The organism is Aeromicrobium changchenzhani (genome assembly GCF_057586615.1).
In genome coordinates, this window is sequence record NZ_CM172480.1 from 1,040,583 (window position 1) to 1,057,975 (window position 17,393).

A 17,393-nucleotide genomic window follows, 5' to 3' on the forward strand; every position below is an offset into this window, starting at 1 on the left:
CTTCACGAGTGCCGACTCAGGCCGCAATCAGCAGCGTGCAACTGCATTGCGGGTGAAAGGTCACCGGCCAACTATTGAGCTCATCATGGCCCGGGCCGAGAACAAGGCAGCTGCCAAGCGCGGTCAGGGTGGAGTGTCCGCAGTAGGAAATGACTTCGGCGGCTACGACGACTGCAGCGTGATAGAGCATGAGCGTGTCGAGCGCGGGGGCGGGAGCAGCACTCGCACTGCCAAACTGAGTCATCAGCGCGGGCCAGGCGGCGTCCCAGTCTCGGCGATGTAGATCATGACAGTTGATGCACGGCGTGCGGCCGGGCTGGACGAGCGGTCCGATGCGGACCCGCGATTCCTCGACGACGACCCGAAGATGATCGAGCCCCGAATCCATTGCCGTCTCGAAGCGGGTTCGATTCGGCTCACCGCTGCTGATCATGATGTGAAGCACCGGATCAAGATCGTTTGGTGCGGTAAAGCCGGATCCAATAAGGATCTCGGTGACGATATCGGCAAGGCCTTGCACCTGTGCGTCGGCGTTGATGGTCCAGCGGAACGTCGATCGCAGACCCACTCCGGCTGGCTCGTGTCCGACCAACGCGGCCGCTCGTGCTTCGAGGCTGAGTTGCGGGGCACCGGGAAGATCCCATAGGCGAGCGTCGAAGACGACCCCTGCAGCCATGAGTCCTTGGAGGGTTTCGGCAAGGTCGTCAGTGAATTCTGGGATAAATCGGGAGGCCAACGTAATGAGTCGGCGCACATCGCGGATGCCGTCGAGAAGCGTGAGCATCGAGAACAATCCGGGCCGGTCAGTGAGTACATAACCCGGTGAGGTGCCGACCTGCAGATGGTAGGAATCGCGGCGGAGCAACACCGCACCGGGACGCAGCGCCGGTCGCCACGAAGGAAGTTCAGTCATAATCGAAGCGTGGCGCCGTTTGACAAAAATGGCGAGTGAACTGTCCACAGAGCCGTTCAGAACTCGGCGGTCCTTGTTTTGGTCAGGCCTTGCCCAAAATCCGATTGAGTTTGGTGCCGCACACGGGGCAGACGCCCTTGGCCATACGGGTGCCCTTCTCGCTTACGTGAACGTCACCCGTAGCTTCGCGCTTGTCCTTGCACTTCACGCAGTAGAACTCTCCACTCCACGTTTCCGACATGATTGCCTCCTAGGCGATGTGGTGCTGGTCACGCTCAGACTACGGGTCATTCGGCGAATTGTGTGTCAGCCGGGCGGGGAGTCGTCGCTCGGATCTGCGCACGGTAGGACCGCCGGTTCGCCCGGGTCAACAGAATTGGGAAAATAGTTGTCCACGCCTGTGGATAAAGTTGGGGAAAGGATGTGGGGAACGCCGGAAAAGCTTGTGGACAGTGCGGCGATGGCTGTGGAAAACTTGTGCATGACAACCTGAGGGAGCCTCAATTGTGTGCTCTGACCTGCCCATTCTTCGGCGCATGTTGACGCGCGGAAAAAAGTTGCCAGTTGGCGTCGCGCTACCGTAGTTCTGTGGGTGAAATCGAGATCCGGCGTAGCACTCGTCGGAAGCGGTCGGTGCAGGTTCGTCGTGAAGGCAACAGGACGATTGCCCTGGTTCCTGCCCACCTGTCGAAGGCCGAGGCCGATGCGGTCATCGCACGTCTGGTCGAACGACTTGATCGTCGCGGCCGCCGTCAGCCGATCAGCGATACAGATCTCCTGGCCCGGGCGATCCGACTCTCGGCCGAATGGCTCGACGGAAGCGCTGTGCCGTCATCGGTACGGTGGGTGTCCAATCAGAACACTCGCTGGGGATCGTGCACGATCGATGCTGCGAGCATACGGCTCTCCGATCGCCTGATCGGCATGCCGGACTGGGTTATTGACTACGTTCTGGTCCACGAACTCGCGCATTTGCTTGAGCCCAATCACAGCGTGCGATTCTGGCATTTGGTGGCGGCCTTTCCGCGGGCCGAGCGGGCTAAGGGCTTTCTCGAAGGCGTCGCGCACCAGCCAAAGTGAGCTCCCGAACCGAGGCATCGGTGTCCTCGGGCAGGGAATCGACATCCCACCAGCGGAGATCCTCGGACTCATCGCTGATCACCGGCTCCGCGCCGGCTGGTGCGACGGCCACGAATTGCACGTCCAGATGATGGGCTGGCCGGATCGGGCCACACGGCACCTCATGGCGGGACAACCAGACGGGTGTCGGATCGACCGAAAGGTTCGTGATCCCACTTTCCTCGCGGCCCTCCCGTAGCGCGGCATCGACGAGCGTGCTGTCGCTGTCCTCACAGTGCCCGCCGGTCTGCAACCAACGGCCGATGACCTTGTGGAGCGTCAATACGACCTGGCGGTGGTCGGCGGAGAAGATCAGTACACTCGCGGTCAGGTGATCGGGATGGCAGCGGCGTTGCATCGCTTGGGGATATTCGGCCAGGTGGGTCAGATAGGTCCGCCGCAACCGCTCTTGATGGGGGCTTGAAGGCTGCCAAGCAGCGAGGGCGGCGCGCGCGTCGTCGTGGAGGGTCACGCCGAAGCAGGTCCGTCGGTCGGTGGCTCTTCATCGAGCAGCTGATTCAACGCGGCATCAAAGTCAGCACTTGACTCATCGGCCATCTCGCCCTGCGCGAAGCCCAGTGGGTCATCGAGATCGGCGCTGCCGGGCATCAGATCTGGATGTGCCCATACGGCGTCGCGTGCCTCAGGCCCTTGCCGATCGCGCAACGCGGCCCACAGCGTGTTGGCATCGCGCAGCCGGCGTGGCCGAAGTTCGAGCCCAACGAGCGACGCAAACGTTTGTTCAGCCGGTCCACCAGCACCGCGACGTCGGCGCATCGCTTCGCCGAGTGCAGCGGCGGACGGCATACGCTCCTTCGTCGCCTGACTCACGACTTCATCGACCCAACCCTCGATGAACGCCAGTAGCGATTCGAGCCGGTCCAGCGCGGCCTGCTGCGCGGCAGTGCGAACCGGTTCGAACAGGCCGCCGGTGAGGGCCTCTTGAATCTCCTCGGGACGGGACGGGTCGAGCGACTGGATTTGCGCTTCGATCGCGCTGATGTCGATCGTCGTGCCGCGACCGAACTCCTCGATCGCGCCGATCAGTGCCGGCCGCAACCAGCCGGAGAAAGCGAATAGGCGATGGTGAGCGCATTCGCGCAGCGTGATGTAAAGCATGACGTCGGCATCGCTCTGCTCAAGGCCCGCGCCGAACTTCTTGACACCATCGGGCAGGATCGCGGCGACCCCGGTGGGCCCGAGGGGCAGCCCAACATCGGTCGACGATGCGACTTCGCCGGCCAACGCGGCCAACGCCTGGCCGATCTGCTGACTGAACATCGCGCTACCGGCCTGGGTCAACATGCCGAGCAGCGGGCCGGCCATGGCTTTGGCCTCTTCGGGTATGGCGCTCGCCATCGCTTTGACGACATTGCCGGCAATCGGCTCGACGAGTTGCTGCCAGGTGTCAGCGGTTGCCTCAACCCACTCCGCTTTGCTCCACGCGGCGGTATTCGACGTGCCAGCAGGCAGCGAGGTGGCGCTGTCGAGCCAGAGCTCGGCCAGACGCACCGCGTCGTCGACCGCACCAATCTGGTGGGTGTTGGGCGAAGGATCTGGGCCCGCCGCGGCAAGTGCGTGGCGAGCAACCTCCTTAACCACATCAAAGTTGACGTTGCCCTCGTGCGGGGTGAACATCTTCTGCATCTGCCCCATGAGGGCATTCATGTCGGGCATCTGTCCACCGGTGAATCCGGCAAAGAGCTGCTCCATAGGGGTTCCGGCAAATGGATTGTCGGGTTTGGATTCGTCGTCGCGGTCTTCTGGATCGGCCATGACTCCAAAATAGCCGGTTAGCGGTGATGGCCGTAGGCTTGAGGGGATGAATACCGTTCGGCTGATCGACATACGTGACACCGCACTGAGTTTGGATGAGCTCTATGCGGCCGTGCGCGACGACCGAGCCGGCGGGATCACGCTGTTTATCGGCACCGTTCGCAATCACGCCGATGGCCACTCGGTCGAGGCGCTGGGTTATTCCTCACATCCAACCGCGCGCGCCGAATTGACCAAGGTGGCCGAACGTATCGCTGCCGAGTCCGACGTCATTGCCTTGGCTGCTGTGCATCGTGTGGGCGATTTGGAGATCGGCGACATTGCCGTGATCGTTGCCGCTTCGGCCGCGCATCGAGAGCAGGCATTCGAGGCGGGGCGACGACTCATTGACGAGCTCAAAACCACCGTGCCGGTATGGAAGTACGAGACCTACAGCAGCGGCGCTGGCGAGTGGGTTGCCAATCATGTTGATACGACCGCCTAGTCTTTGTCTGTGACCGAGCCCAACGACGCTCATCCGATTGCGATGAGCCAGCGCTACGCAACTTTGGTGGTGGCTGCGCTGTCGGTCATCGTTCTGACCTGCGTCGCGTTCCTCGCACCGCTGCCGTATGTGACGATGAAACCGGGACCGGCATTCAACACACTCGGCAGCTTCGACGATAAGCCGATGTTCACCTTCGGCAAGGGCGTCAAGACCTATCCGACATCAGGCGCACTCGACTTCACGACGGTGTCGGTGACCCGCGCCAACACCCATGTTTCGTTGTTCGAGGCCGTGACGTCCTATTTCGACAAGAGCGTTGCGGTCGTACCCAAATCGCTTATCTATCCCGATCATCAGAGTGAGAAGTCCTCATCAAGCCAGGGTGCCGTTCAACTCGCCGGCTCGAAGGACACGTCACGGGCGGCGGCACTCAAGGCTGCTGGCTATCAAGTGCCGTCCGTGCCGGTGGTTCAGCAGGTCCTCCCCGACGGTGCGGCGAAGGGCAAGTTGGTGGCCGGCGATGTCATCAAGCAGGTTGATGACAAAAAGACCAGCACTGCCAAAGCCGTCGTTGCGGCCGTAGGTGCGCACCGACCGGGGGACAAGGTCGACGTGGTTGTGTCCCGCGACGGCGCGACGAAGACGATCAGCTTGACCACCCGACCTGATGCCAAGGATAAGAAACTTCCCCGTGTCGGCATTTCAATCGGCGAGAAATTCGTCTTCCCGATTCAGATCACCAACAATGTTAACGAGGAAATCGGCGGACCGAGCGCTGGCACGATGTTCGCATTGGGCATTTATGATCGGCTCACGCCAGGCAGCCTGACCGCTGGCAAACGGATTGCGGGTACCGGCGAGATCACCGGCGATGGCGTTGTCCAGCCGATCGGCGGTGTACACCAAAAAATTGCCGGCGCGCACGCCCAGAAGGCGACGATCTTCTTGGTCCCCGATGCCAACTGCAAGGAAGCCGCAGGCGGCAAGGATCTCGGGATAAAATTAGTGCGAATAAAGACGTTGAAGGGCGCGATCTCGGCCCTGGAAAAACTGGCCAAGGATCCGAAAGCGAAGGTCTCGACATGCAATTGATGCCCGACAGCCCGCTGCGGCAAGTCACCATCGAGATCGAGGCGCATGTTGCTCAGGACGGCTGGGATCAACCGGCGCGGCTGTATGCGCTGGTCCGGACGGCCAAGCTTGCTGAACAAGAGCCCGAATTGGCCAAAGCGCTTGGTGTCGGGGACGATACGCCGGCTGGCGGATACACCCCCATTGAGCAGGAATCGTTGCCGCCGGAGGTCTCGTTAGAAGACGCGCTTGCGCAGATCATGTGGCCCGATCAGGTCATTGGCTGTGCCGCCGTGATCGAACGCATCATGTTGCCGCCGGAGGTCGAGGACCAGCTTCCCGATGATCCCGATGAGCTGTTGGCATTCGCCGCCGCCCATCCCGATCGGCAAGAAGTGCGCCTTGTCGCCGCGGTCACTCGTGCCGGTGGCGTCCACAGCGCCGTGCGCGCACGGGTCCCCGAAAACGGCGAACTTCTCGAAGGGCCAGAACTCGTACCCGGACTGGTCGCCCAACTCAAACAGACACTGGCAGACTAGAGCCACCGACACAGGAGACTCGTGAGCGACATCTTTGGAACACCCCGCCCTAACCCACGTCCGCCAAGCCCTCGGGCCGAACGCCGACGTAGGGTTCTCGTCCCGACGCTGGTGACGCTGGCGCTTTTGTTGTTGGCCGGATCGGTCTTCACCGGCATCTGGACGGATCGACTTTGGTACAAGTCGGTCGGCTTCAGTGGCGTCTTCAGCACCGTCATTTGGACGCGGATTTTGATGTTCATCGCGTTCGGGCTGATCTTCGGGGGCGTGGTCATGGCCAACATCGCTCTGGCCTACCGCACCCGGCCAGCGACGGCGCCGGTGCGGCGCGACGACCCGTCATACCGCTATCGGCAGCTATTGACGCCGATCTTGCGTCCGGTCGTGATCGTGTTCTCACTGATCGTCGCCGCGATCGCTGGCTCTGTGGCGGCGGGTCACTGGCAGACGTTCCAGATGTGGAAGAACAGCACGCCGTTCGGCAAGCAGGACGCGCAGTTCCACAAGGACATCAGTTTTTATACCTTCGACTATCCGTGGCTGCGTTTCCTCACGTCATTCGGGTTCGCGCTGATCGTTGTCGCCATCGTCGTTGTTCTGTTCATCAACTACGTTTACGGCGGCGTGGGTATCGCCAACCGCGGCCCACGTTTCGCCCGTGCCGCGCAGATGCATATCTCGGTGCTCGTTGGGCTGGGCTTGCTGCTGAAGGCGTTCTCCTATTGGCTTGACCGGTTTGGTTTGGCGATCGGCGACGGCGGACTCATCGACGGCGTCACCTACACCGGCGATCACGCACGTATTCCGAGTAAGAATATTTTGGTGGCAGTTGCCATCGTCTGTGCGCTGCTGTTTTTCTCCAGTTTGTTCCTCAAAGGTTGGATGCTGCCGGGGATCGGCCTGGGCCTGATGGTGCTCAGCTCGATTTTGATCGGCGGAATTTGGCCGGCCGTGATGCAGTCGTTCCAGGTCAAGCCGTCTGAGCCGGACAAGGAAGGGCCTTATATCGCGCGCAATATCGCCGCGACACGAGACGCGTTCGAGGTGTCTGACGTACAGGTCAAGCCGTATGACGCGAAGACCGCGCTGACGCCGACCGAGCTGACTCAATCGGCCGAGTCGCGGGTCAGCAGCCGGTTGCTCGATCCGACACTGGTCGCGCCGGCCTTTGAGCAGTTGCAGCAGGTCCGTGGCTACTACTCGGTGCCGCAGACACTCGACGTGGATCGCTATCGCTTGGGTGACAACAAGCAACCGCAGGACATCATCATTGCGGCGCGTGAACTTGATCTCAACGGTCTCGAGTCCAGCCAACGCAACTGGAACAACGACCATACTATTTATACGCATGGCTATGGCGTCATTGCGGCCCGCGGCAATCAGCGTGGCCCGCAGGGGCAGCCGGTGTGGGTGGAGAAGGACATTCCGCCCGTTGGTGAACTCAACATCACGAAGGAACCGCGGATCTACTACGGCGAACAGTCGCCCAGTTATTCGATCGTTGGTAGCCCGAAGGGCGCGACCCCGATTGAGGTCGATATTCCGCGTGGTGGCGCAGCCAGTGGCAAGACCACCAAAGCCAATGCCACCCAGAACACGTATGACGGCAAGGGCGGCGTTCCAGTTGGCGGCGCGTTCAACAAGATGCTGTATGCGTTCAAGTTCGGCGAGCCCAACATTGTCTTGTCTGGCCGTGTCAATAAGGCATCCAAGATCCTGTACGACCGCGAACCGCGTGAGCGGGTCAACAAGGTCGCGCCATGGCTCACCGCCGACGGCGATCCTTATCCGGCCGTTGTCGGAGGCCGAGTCGTGTGGATCGTTGACGGTTACACGACCAGCAACTCCTACCCGTACTCGCAGCGACGCTCGCTCGAAACGGCTACGTCGGACTCGTTGACCGGTGATGGGGGAGCGCAGGCCATCCTGCCGGCCGATCAGGTCAATTACATTCGCAACTCGGTCAAGGCTGTCGTCGATGCCTACGACGGCACGGTCAAGCTCTATCAGTGGGATGCCAAGGACCCGGTGCTCAAGACGTGGATGAAGGTGTTCCCAGGCGTCGTCAAGCCGAAATCGCAAATCTCCGACGCGTTGTTGGAGCACCTGCGCTATCCGGTCGATCTGTTCAAGGTGCAGCGTGATGTGTTGCAGCGTTATCACGTGACCGATGCGCAGACCTTCTATGAAGATGGCGAGCGTTGGAAGGTGCCGGTCGATCCGGCGTCGTCGACCAAGAAGCTCCAGCCGCCGTACTACGTGTCAATCACGCAGCCGGGTGAGCCATCGCCCAACTTCGCGTTGACAAGTGTTTATCTGCCGAACAGTCGAGAGAACCTCGCGTCGTTCGTGTCGGTTAACTCTGAGGCTGCGGATAAGGCCAATTATGGCAAGTTCCAGATTTTGCAGTTGCCTAGCGACACGCAGATACCCGGACCGAACCAGATGTCGAACCAGTTCGATGCCGATAAGGGCGTCTCGCAGGCGTTGCTGCAGTATCAGCAGTCAAAGTCGACGACGATTCTTTACGGCAACTTGCTGACGCTTCCGGTCGGAAATGGTCTGCTGTATGTCCAGCCGGTTTACATTAAACGGTCTGCTGAGCAGGGATCGTATCCGGTTCTGCAGTTCGTGATCGCCTCGTTCGGTGAGAAGGTTGGCTTCGGTCAGACACTTGACCAAGCGTTGCGGGTTGCAGTGGGACTTGAAGCTGGTTCGGCGACGCCGGACAACAACGGCAGCGCCGCACCTCCTGCGTCTGGAACCACATCGAAGACGGCCGCGCAATATCTGGCCGATGCTTCCGATGCTTACAACCGGGCAAAGAGCGCGCTCAAGAAGGGCGATCTGGCGACCTACCAGAAGGAAATCACCTCGATGGGCGATGCGATTGATGCTGCTCAGAAAGCACTCCCGACCCCGAAGAAGTAGCCGAAGAAGTAGCCGGGGGTTTACCACGTTCACCCGGTAGGTTTCATCTGGTCGCGGCAAACTTGCCGTGACCAGATGATGCTTGCCGTGCTCGGCCACACTGTCGGGCGTGTACGGGACCCCCGATTTTGCACACAGGCCGCTTACCCGTAGACTACTTAAAGCGACGCGGGGTGGAGCAGTTCGGTAGCTCGCTGGGCTCATAACCCAGAGGTCACAGGTTCAAATCCTGTCCCCGCTACCAAAGAAAAGGTTCCTGATCAGCAGAAATGCTGGTCAGGAACCTTTTGTATTTACCGGGCCAGGCGGGTGATTTTCGATGTAGTGCTGGCGGATTCGTGCGAAGCGCATCGGCCGCTTTCGAACGATCGCGCGTCCTGGCCTGAAACCCGAAACTGGTGGTTTCGATTGGTGGTCGCAACACTTCCTAAATAATAGGGGTTGTGTTGTCATCGTCTCGTCGTGTGAAGAAGGGGCCGGGGCGTCGTCCGCAGTCGGCCAAACGTCAACGGTTCATGGAGCTGCGTGAGCGTGGCTGGCCTGTTGTGGCCGCCGCTCGTGAGGTCGGTGTTTCTCGGACAGCGGGGAACAACTGGTCGCGTGGTCATAAGACCTATCGAGACGGCCGCGCCACCGGTTTCGTAGCTCCGTTGGATCGGTTGGCGGTGCGCCAGATCAGCTCGAGGTTCTTGTCTCAAGACGATCGGATCCAGATCGCCGATCTGCATAGTGCGGGTTTGGGTGTTCGGCAGATCGCTCACCGGTTGAGTCGGGCGCCGTCGACTATCTCGCGTGAGTTGCGCCGCAACGTGGCCAGCGGGCAGGGGTATCGGCCCTTTGAGGCGCACCGTCGGGCGGCGGTGAGTCGGGCTCGACCTTGCCGCCGTCGTATCGAGACCAGCGGTGAACTTCGGCAGGCGATCGGTGAACTGTTGGACCAGCGGTGGAGTCCGCAGCAGACCAGCCGTCACCTGCGGTCGAAGTTCCCCGAGGAGTCGGACATGTGGCTGTGTCACGAGAGCATCTACCAGGCGATCTACCAGCCTGGCTCGGTGCTTCTGCGCCCCTCGCGATTGGCGCCGCATCGTCGTTCGCCGTTGCGCACTGGCCTCGATCACCGTCGAGCACATCAACATGCCGAACGGCGCCGGCCGCGGTTCGAGCAGCCGGTGTTCACCATTCACCAGCGCCCATTCCAGCCAGAAGACCGCACAGTGGCTGGGCATTGGGAATCTCAATGCTGTTGTCAAGCCCCTCTCTGTCAGGCTGAGGTGAGACACCGCTCGTGTTGTGGGGTGGTCTTTGAGAGGGCGGGGATCGGACGTAATTATGTTGAATCCAGAGGCCCAAATGCCGTTGTCGGGCGATGGTGTTGATCCGGCTGCGAAGCCGACTCGTCGGTCGTTCACGGCGGAGTATCGGGCCCGCGTGTTGGCCGAGTACGAGGCGGCACCGCATGGGGAGAAGTCCGCGGTGTTGCGTCGCGAAGGGATCTATCAGACACAGGTCGCTGAGTGGGCCAGAGCCCGCGATGCGAAGGCCGTCGGCATCACGTATCGGCGGGATCGTAAACCGCGGTCGAAAGAGTCATCGGCGGCGGTCCGGGCGGTGAAGTTGGAGGCCGAGAACAAACGATTGGCCCGCCAGTTGGAGACCACGCAGGCAGCTTTAGATGTGATGGGAAAAGCGCACAGGCTCTTGGAGTTGCTCTCGGCGAGCAACGACGAGAGCCAGCCGACAGCGACGAGGGACCGGTCGTGAGTGCCGACTCGATTCTGGGCGATGCGTTCACTGCGTTGATCGCCTTGAGCCTGACTGTGGTGGCAGCGTGCGCGTTGACCGGCCGGTCACGGGCGACGCACTACCGGCGCGTCAAACCGCCGGCGGGCAAGGTCGATTCGATGGCGCAGGCTGATCGGACCAAACCGCCGTCGACCCTGTCCCACACTGAGCGAGTCAACGTGCTGGAGGTGATCAATTCAGTCCAGTATGCCGATTTGTCGATCTGTCAGATTTGGGCTCGTGAACTCGACGAGGACCGGTATCACTGCTCGATGTCGAGCATGTATCGGATCGCTAGGACGGCCGGGCAAACCCGCGAACGCAGACGCCTGGCCACGCATCCGGCGAAGGTCAAACCCGAACTCCTAGCCACCGGGCCGTCACAAGTCTGGTCGTGGGATATAACGAAACTCCGTGGCCCGGCCAAGGGGATCTGGTTCCATCTTTATGCGTTGATCGACATCTATTCGCGTTACTCACCGGGCTATCTGGTTTGCGCTGCAGAGGACTCGGTCGTGGCAGCGGACTTCATCGACGGTGCCATCTGTCGTAACGGCACCGCACCACACACTGTTCATGCCGACAGGGGAACGTCGATGACGTCCAAACCGGTCTCCGCGCTGCTGGCCGATCTGGGCATCACCAGGTCACACTCAAGGCCCCGAGTCTCCAACGACAACCCGTTCTCCGAAGCACAGTTCAAGACGTTGAAGTATGTGCACGACTTCCCGCACCACTTCGATTCACTGGCCGAAGCGCGGGTCTTCTGCGACGGGTTCTTCGCCGAATATAATCACGTTCATCATCATTCGGGCATCGGTTGGCACACGCCAGCATCGGTCCATTACGGCACCTACGGAGCCATCGACGACGCCCGACAACAAACCCTGAACCGGGCCTGGCAGAACCATCCCGAACGCTTCGCCCGCCAGCCGGTCCCGCCCCAGATCCGGACCGAAGTCTGGATCAACGAACCACAGACGGAGGCGAATCTGGCGGCGATCCCAGCGACACAAACAGTCTAAAAAGAAACTGTCTCACTTGACTTGAAAAATACCGAGCCGCGAGAGACGTTTTGGGACTGTGGATTTAAAGGTGTTTCCGGCCTGACGCGCCGAACGGATTGTTTGGCGGGAAAGGTGCCGTGATGACCGCGACACTGAACGATGTGAATTCGAACAATGAGAAGAAGCCCAGCCCGTCTGCTGAAGAGGCCGCGGCCGTTGAGCTCGTGCGGCTGGCCAAGGAGCAGGGACTCTCGCTCACTGGCCCTGACGGACTGCTGAAACAGTTCACCAAGAACGTCCTAGAAGCTGCTCTGAACGAGGAAATGACCGAGCATCTGGGTCATGAGAAGAACCGTGTCCCTGATGGTCGTGAGTCGGGCAATGTGCGTAATGGGACCCGTCCCAAAACGGTGTTAACCGAAGCGACCGGGCAGGTTGAGATTGATGTCCCACGCGATCGGGATGGGACGTTCACTCCGCAGATCGTGAAGAAGCGTCAACGCCGGTTGACCGAGGTTGATGAGATCGTCCTGTCGCTCTATGCGAAAGGCCTGACCACGGGTGAGATCGCTGCGCATTTTGCCGACATTTATGGCGCGAGCGTGTCCAAGGAAACGGTCAGTCGGATTACGGACAAGGTGATCGAGGAAATGACCGAGTGGGTCAACAGGCCCCTCGCGCCGGTTTATGCGGCAATATTTATTGATGCCATTCATGTGAAGATCCGTGACGGCCAGGTCGCGAACCGGCCGATCTATGCCGCGATCGGGGTCAGTTTGGCTGGTGAGAAGGATGTTCTAGGGCTCTGGGCCGGCACTGGCGGTGAGGGCGCGAAGTTCTGGATGAGCGTCCTGACCGACATGAAAAACCGTGGCGTCACCGACACGTTCTTCCTGGTCTGCGACGGCCTCAAGGGACTGCCCGACGTGGTGAGCAATGTGTGGCCGCTGGCGACAGTGCAAACATGCATCATTCATCTGATTAGGAACACCTTTCGGCTGGCGTCGAAGAAGGACTGGGATGCGCTCAAACGAGACGTGAAACTTATCTACTCAGCCGTTAACGCCGACGCCGCGAGAGCGGCGTTGGACGACCTGACCGAGAAGTGGGGCAAGCAATACGGAGCGATCGTGAAACTGTGGGAATCGGCGTGGGAGGAATTCATTCCGTTCCTCGATTACGACGCCGAGATACGCAAAGTCATCTGCTCCACAAATGCGATCGAAAGCCTGAACGCCCGCTACCGGCGAGCGGTCAGAGCACGCGGGCATTTCCCGACCGAGCAAGCGGCGCTGAAGTGCTTGTATCTTGTCACCAGAAGCCTCGACCCAACCGGTCGTGGACAGACACGATGGACGATGCGTTGGAAGCCCGCTCTCAACGCCTTTGCCATCACTTTCGCCGACCGCTGGCCGGCCGCAGAAACCTACTAAATGAAAACGCCGGAAACACCCTTAATGAGACAGTCCCTCAACCAAAGTCTGGGCAGTCCCTTCGGCTCGTTTTCGGTCGTAGAACGTTCTGGATGCTGGACTGTTCTTCAGGCTCGATAGGGCGGCGAGATAGCAGGTCCGTAGGAGTCGGCGGTTGAACCGTCGGGGTCGGTGCAGGTTGCCGCTGATGCGTCCGGAGTCGCGTGGAACTGGTGCGAGTCCGGCGACGCTGGCGAGCCGGTCGACACTGTCGAACCCATCTAGGTTGCCGCCGATGTTGGCCAGGAATGTTGCTGCGAGCAATGGCCCGAAGCCGGGCATGCTGAGCAAAATAGTGGCGCTCCCATGTTGGTGGAACCGTTCAGTGATCTGGGCATCGAGATCAGCTAGTTCACGGTCAATCGACGTGATTAGGGCAGCTAGTTTGGTCACCAACAACGATCCGGTCGGTTGGCATCGCAGCGTCGTGTGTTGGGCGTTGGCTGCGTCGAGGGCCTTCTGGGCGACGGCGGCACTGTTGCGGCAGCCGCGTTTCTCCAACCAGGCGGCGAGGCGGGCCACGCCGATACGGCGCAACCTCTCTGGTGTCTGATAGGAGCTCAGCAGCGTCAGCGCGGCTTTGTTCTTGGAGTAGTCAAAGGCACGCTCAAGGGCAGGGAAATACTCCAGCAGCTTTGCCGGAGCCGGTTGATCGCACGGACCCGGTCACGCATCACGTCGGTGCGGTGCGCGGTGAGGAGCTGCACATCGACACTGATCTGATCGGGCCTGCGAACCGGTTGCAGGTCGGCGCGCATGCGTGCTTGATCAGCGAGAATCCGGGCGTCTTTCGCGTCGGTTTTGCCGTCGCCGTGATAGGTGGCTGCCGCGTGATGAATGATCCGTCCGGGAATATAGAACAATCGTTGCCCATGGGCCTCGAGTAGTCCGATCAGTAACGCCGCGCCGCCGGCGTTCAGATCTGTTGCCCAGCACACGCCATCCCCCTCTGCCATGTCGATCACTGTCCCAATCAGGTCCAGCAGTATCGTCTCGTCGTTGTCAACGCGTTGCGACAGCAACACCACGCCCGTCTGGTCGATAAACACACAGTGATGTGTCCTTTTTCCTGCATCGACCCCTGCCCATATTGCCGGCATATTGATTCGTCCCTTCACATAGTTTCAACTGGGTGAGCCCTATCGATAACCACGCCGGCACGTCCTTACACAGCGATCAATGTCGCAATTCTCAATCAGCGGTCGAGTCATCAAACGGGCGACGGGCGGCCATTCCCAGTAAGCCGTCCAAGCGGCAAGGCGATCTCAGCCATACCCGCCGCCCAGGGTGCTCGAAACGCTACGACAGCCTCGAAATCACCCACCACAACAACGTAAGGAGGGGGACCTCATCATCGGCAAGGACCAAGGATCAGCGATCGGCACCCTGGTGGAGCGGCAAACCCGGATGGTCCGACTATTGCATCTTCCTCAGCGTGACAGCGAGTCTTTGCACGAGGCGTTGAAGGCACGGATGACAGACCTGCCGGCGAGGCTGTTGCGGTCCATCACCTGGGATCAGGGAACCGAGATGGCCCGCCACGTCAGCATTGCCCGGTCACTCGGCGCATCGATCTACTTCTGTGACTCGCATTCGCCGTGGCAACGCGGCTCCAACGAGAACACGAACGGGCTGCTGCGTGATTACTTCCCCAAGGGCACTGACTTGAGCATCCATTCTTCAAACCATCTCCTGGACGTCGAAAACGAACTCAACAACCGGCCCCGTCTCGTCCTCAACGACAATGTCGCACTCGCTGTGGCGATCAGGCATGTGTGGGCGCGCAAGCAGCTGAACTGTGGAAAATCAGACGGATGAGCGCTGGAAGCTGGGATTTCGCGCGGTTTGAGTGATTCATCGAGCTAGAACATCGCGGTAGTGGCTTTGGTGCGTTGACCGGTGGGCTCGCCCAGACCATCGGATGCTAGCAGCCGGGAGCGCAGGTAGGTGCTCGACGATCAGTCTTGATCTACTGTGCGTCCGCCCAGCAGGCCATAGTGGCCGGCCATCCCTGCCGCGACGACCCGATTTGCAGCGCCGAGCTTGTTCAGGAGCGAAGCCACCATTCGCTTGGCGGTGCGTTCTGAAACCAGCATGTGTTCAGCGATCTCCGTCGTCTCAAGACCGCGCGAAAGCAGCACCCATAGTCGGATGCTCTCCGCTGAGAGTTCATCGAGAAGTTCCTCTGGGGCGTGGCGCACAGCACCGAGGAGCGCCATGAACAAGCCTTCCTCGATGACACGAAAGCCAGCCGCCACGCTCAGGAGTGGAGCAACCAGTACCTCGGGGTCGGCTGACTTCGCTAAAAATCCATCCGCTCCCGCGCGCAAGGCCTCTTCGGCAAGTCGGTAGTCCGTGGTCCCGGACAATGCGATCACTTTGGTCTGGGGATACCGGCGCTTGATCTGACGAATCGCCGGTATCCCGCCCAACGGTGGCATCGCAAGATCGACGATGGCAATGTCCGCACCGCACTCGCCGACCAATGAGGCTGCCTGTTCGGCGTGGGTTGTAGTCCCACCTACCTCAAAACGGTCGCCGGCCTTTTCCTTGAGGAGCAGCGCCAATCCCTGGGTGAATAGATCATGATCATCGACCAGGACCAAGGTCAGTTTGTCGTTGCTCACGGCATGACCGCCTGAATGTGTAGGAGTGACCAAGGGGGCACCATTTGCTGAACGCTAGTGTCGGCGTCATGGAGATGACAGTACCGACCATACCGTGGTGGCGTTCGGCTCGGTCTCGGGCGTTTAGGGGTATGGAAGCGTTTCGGGACGATGACATTAGGGCCGTCGAACGAATCACGGCCAGCGTTCGGGTCGGAGTCGTGCTGTCGGTAGTTGTGATGCTGGTGGTGGGGTCTCGTGAGGTACACCAGCATCTCGGGTTGGCTATTGTTGCGGTGAGTTTGGCGAGCGTGCACGCCATTGGGGTGTTTTGGAATCCTTCGACCGAGATGCGTACCAAAAAATCCTCGTTGGTGGTCACGTTTCTAGACGCCGCCCTTGCCCTCGGCATCGTTGCGACGACCGGCGGCAGGACTAGCCTTGCGGTATCGCTGCTGTTCCTCGTCATCGCCGCGGCAGCAACGCGGTTATCCTTTGTGGAAACTGTCGTACTCGCCTTTGCGGTTGGCTCTGCCTACTTCTTTGTAGCGGTGTTTGTGGATTCCGATGGAGCGTCTTGGGAGACCAGACTGCAGGTGGGGCTTTGGTGGCCGGTCTACCTGATGTTTACTGCAGCGCTGACGGCTGGTTACGCCTTATTGACCGAGCGTGCGATTGAAGCCCACAGCATCATCCAAGCGCGCGCGGACGTTGAACATGCTGCGGCAGAGGAGGAACGAGACCTTCGCGCGCGACTGCTGAAGTCCTATGAAGCACAGGAGACCGGTCTCCAAGTGATTTTGCATGAGTTTCGGACACCGATTACTTCGTTAAAGGCCCTGACCGACAACCTCTCTGACCAACTCAATTCACCCGTTACGGAAGACAGGAAGACCCGGGCTCGGTTACTGGCCGCTCACGCCGGACACCTTTCGGCGATGATCGACGCGCTCAGCGATGTGGCGTCGAGCCGCCAGCCAACCTTCAGCACGGGACGCCAGCGCGTTGTTGATCTGGGGGAGTTTCTGCACGCTACGGGGGATGCCGCAGGTTTAGCCGAATCCGAGTTGAAGATCACCATCTCGCCGCAGGGCGCCCGATGCCGCCTCGACGCACAACTCCTGCGCCGCGTAATCACCAATCTTTTGGAGAATGCTGCCCGGCACGGTCGTGGTTCGCTAGTTGAACTCGTCGCACAGGTGAATTCGGATAACCTACAAATCGAGATCCTTGACCGGGGCCTCGGCTTCTCCTCGGAATTCACCGCCGACGCGACCGAGCGATTCGTCTCCTTTGGTGAGGATCGAGGTACTGCGGGGCTTGGCCTGTGGATCGCTGACCAGATCGTGCGCTCACTCAATGGCCGGCTCCGCTTCAACTCTCGGCCGGGTGGCGGCCTCACCGTTTGCCTGGAAATACCCATCGGCTGAACGGGGGTCACCCGCAGTGGTGACCGAAAGCCTTATTTTGCAGTTTGCAGCGAGCCGTTGCGGTAATTAAGTCCGATCGACCCTGCTCGACGGTGCGTTCAGTCTGGCACGCAGGGGCCACTAATGGCACGCCTGACCCCTCGGCAGTACGTCATTTTATGTAACTGTGATCACGTCATCGAAAGGCCAAGCGCTTCATCAAAGAGGAGTTAATTTCAATGCAGCCGAGTGTCGCGGTCCGGTGGGGAAGGAAACCCACG

The 17,393-nt window shown here is 60.3% G+C and carries 16 protein-coding genes, 1 tRNA gene and 2 pseudogenes; 12 read left to right on the plus strand and 7 right to left on the minus strand.

The window, feature by feature from the left end; all coding sequences use genetic code 11:
• Positions 1-16 precede the first annotated feature (16 nt).
• A complete protein-coding gene (locus tag AC2YB9_RS05265; protein WP_487267709.1) occupies positions 17-913 on the minus strand; it encodes a hypothetical protein in 897 nt (298 codons plus the stop codon).
• Between the two features lie 82 nt (positions 914-995).
• Entirely contained in the window at positions 996-1,154 is a 159-nt protein-coding gene (locus AC2YB9_RS05270) for a DUF5679 domain-containing protein (protein ID WP_487267710.1), read from the minus strand.
• Between the two features lie 347 nt (positions 1,155-1,501).
• Between AC2YB9_RS05270 and AC2YB9_RS05275 the strand changes: the two genes are divergently transcribed.
• Positions 1,502-1,993, plus strand: a complete 492-nt coding sequence (locus tag AC2YB9_RS05275; protein WP_487267711.1) for a YgjP-like metallopeptidase domain-containing protein — start codon at positions 1,502-1,504, stop codon at positions 1,991-1,993.
• Here AC2YB9_RS05275 and AC2YB9_RS05280 read toward each other — a convergent pair.
• Together AC2YB9_RS05280 and AC2YB9_RS05285 are read right to left on the minus strand one after the other, a co-directional pair.
• Positions 1,953-2,504, minus strand: a complete 552-nt coding sequence (locus AC2YB9_RS05280; protein WP_487267712.1) for an NUDIX hydrolase — start codon at positions 2,502-2,504, stop codon at positions 1,953-1,955. The genes AC2YB9_RS05275 and AC2YB9_RS05280 overlap by 41 nt on opposite strands.
• Entirely contained in the window at positions 2,501-3,808 is a 1,308-nt protein-coding gene (locus AC2YB9_RS05285) for a zinc-dependent metalloprotease (RefSeq protein WP_487267713.1), read from the minus strand. The genes AC2YB9_RS05280 and AC2YB9_RS05285 overlap by 4 nt, the downstream gene beginning before the upstream one ends.
• Before the next feature lie 46 nt (positions 3,809-3,854).
• On the opposite strand from AC2YB9_RS05285, the gene AC2YB9_RS05290 reads away from it, so the two are divergent.
• The 9 genes from AC2YB9_RS05290 (at position 3,855) to AC2YB9_RS05330 (ending at position 13,058) form a co-directional block, all read left to right on the plus strand.
• Positions 3,855-4,292 carry a molybdenum cofactor biosynthesis protein MoaE gene (locus tag AC2YB9_RS05290; RefSeq protein ID WP_487267714.1) on the plus strand — a complete coding sequence of 146 codons (438 nt, stop codon included), beginning with the start codon at positions 3,855-3,857 and terminating at the stop codon, positions 4,290-4,292.
• 9 nt (positions 4,293-4,301) lie between these two features.
• Positions 4,302-5,387 carry a YlbL family protein gene (locus tag AC2YB9_RS05295; RefSeq protein WP_487267715.1) on the plus strand — a complete coding sequence of 362 codons (1,086 nt, stop codon included), beginning with the start codon at positions 4,302-4,304 and terminating at the stop codon, positions 5,385-5,387.
• The gene (locus AC2YB9_RS05300) at positions 5,378-5,905 is read left to right on the plus strand and encodes a PPA1309 family protein (protein WP_487267716.1); all 528 of its coding nucleotides are present in this window, start codon (positions 5,378-5,380) and stop codon (positions 5,903-5,905) included. The genes AC2YB9_RS05295 and AC2YB9_RS05300 overlap by 10 nt, the downstream gene beginning before the upstream one ends.
• Before the next feature lie 21 nt (positions 5,906-5,926).
• Complete coding sequence (locus AC2YB9_RS05305; RefSeq protein ID WP_487267717.1) at positions 5,927-8,836, plus strand: UPF0182 family membrane protein; 2,910 nt, start codon at positions 5,927-5,929, stop codon at positions 8,834-8,836.
• 167 nt (positions 8,837-9,003) lie between these two features.
• Positions 9,004-9,080 (plus strand) — tRNA-Met (locus AC2YB9_RS05310).
• A 271-nt stretch (positions 9,081-9,351) separates the two neighbouring features.
• The gene (locus AC2YB9_RS05315; protein ID WP_487268566.1) at positions 9,352-10,212 is read left to right on the plus strand and encodes an IS30 family transposase; all 861 of its coding nucleotides are present in this window, start codon (positions 9,352-9,354) and stop codon (positions 10,210-10,212) included.
• On the plus strand, positions 10,166-10,597 hold the full coding sequence (locus AC2YB9_RS05320) for a hypothetical protein (RefSeq protein WP_487266537.1): 432 nt from the start codon (positions 10,166-10,168) through the stop codon (positions 10,595-10,597). Before AC2YB9_RS05315 ends, AC2YB9_RS05320 begins: the two co-directional genes overlap by 47 nt.
• Entirely contained in the window at positions 10,594-11,643 is a 1,050-nt protein-coding gene (locus AC2YB9_RS05325; RefSeq protein WP_487266536.1) for a transposase, read from the plus strand. Before AC2YB9_RS05320 ends, AC2YB9_RS05325 begins: the two co-directional genes overlap by 4 nt.
• A 122-nt stretch (positions 11,644-11,765) precedes the next feature.
• On the plus strand, positions 11,766-13,058 hold the full coding sequence (locus AC2YB9_RS05330) for an IS256 family transposase (protein WP_487267718.1): 1,293 nt from the start codon (positions 11,766-11,768) through the stop codon (positions 13,056-13,058).
• Positions 13,059-13,103: 45 nt separating this feature from the next.
• Here AC2YB9_RS05330 and AC2YB9_RS05335 read toward each other — a convergent pair.
• Together AC2YB9_RS05335 and AC2YB9_RS05340 are read right to left on the minus strand one after the other, a co-directional pair.
• Positions 13,104-13,430: pseudogene (locus AC2YB9_RS05335) on the minus strand (transposase); the annotation flags it as partial.
• A gap of 236 nt (positions 13,431-13,666) precedes the next feature.
• A complete protein-coding gene (locus tag AC2YB9_RS05340) occupies positions 13,667-14,197 on the minus strand; it encodes an IS110 family transposase (protein WP_487268567.1) in 531 nt (176 codons plus the stop codon).
• A gap of 211 nt (positions 14,198-14,408) precedes the next feature.
• Here AC2YB9_RS05340 and AC2YB9_RS05345 point away from each other — a divergent pair.
• A pseudogene (locus tag AC2YB9_RS05345) lies at positions 14,409-14,915 on the plus strand (IS30 family transposase); the annotation flags it as partial.
• 140 nt (positions 14,916-15,055) lie between these two features.
• Here AC2YB9_RS05345 and AC2YB9_RS05350 read toward each other — a convergent pair.
• Positions 15,056-15,724, minus strand: coding sequence for a response regulator (locus AC2YB9_RS05350; RefSeq protein WP_487267719.1), 669 nt, complete (start codon positions 15,722-15,724; stop codon positions 15,056-15,058).
• 68 nt (positions 15,725-15,792) lie between these two features.
• On the opposite strand from AC2YB9_RS05350, the gene AC2YB9_RS05355 reads away from it, so the two are divergent.
• Positions 15,793-17,133 (plus strand): sensor histidine kinase, encoded by a 1,341-nt coding sequence (locus tag AC2YB9_RS05355; protein ID WP_487267720.1) that lies wholly within the window; start codon positions 15,793-15,795, stop codon positions 17,131-17,133.
• The last annotated feature ends 260 nt before the right edge of the window (positions 17,134-17,393 follow it).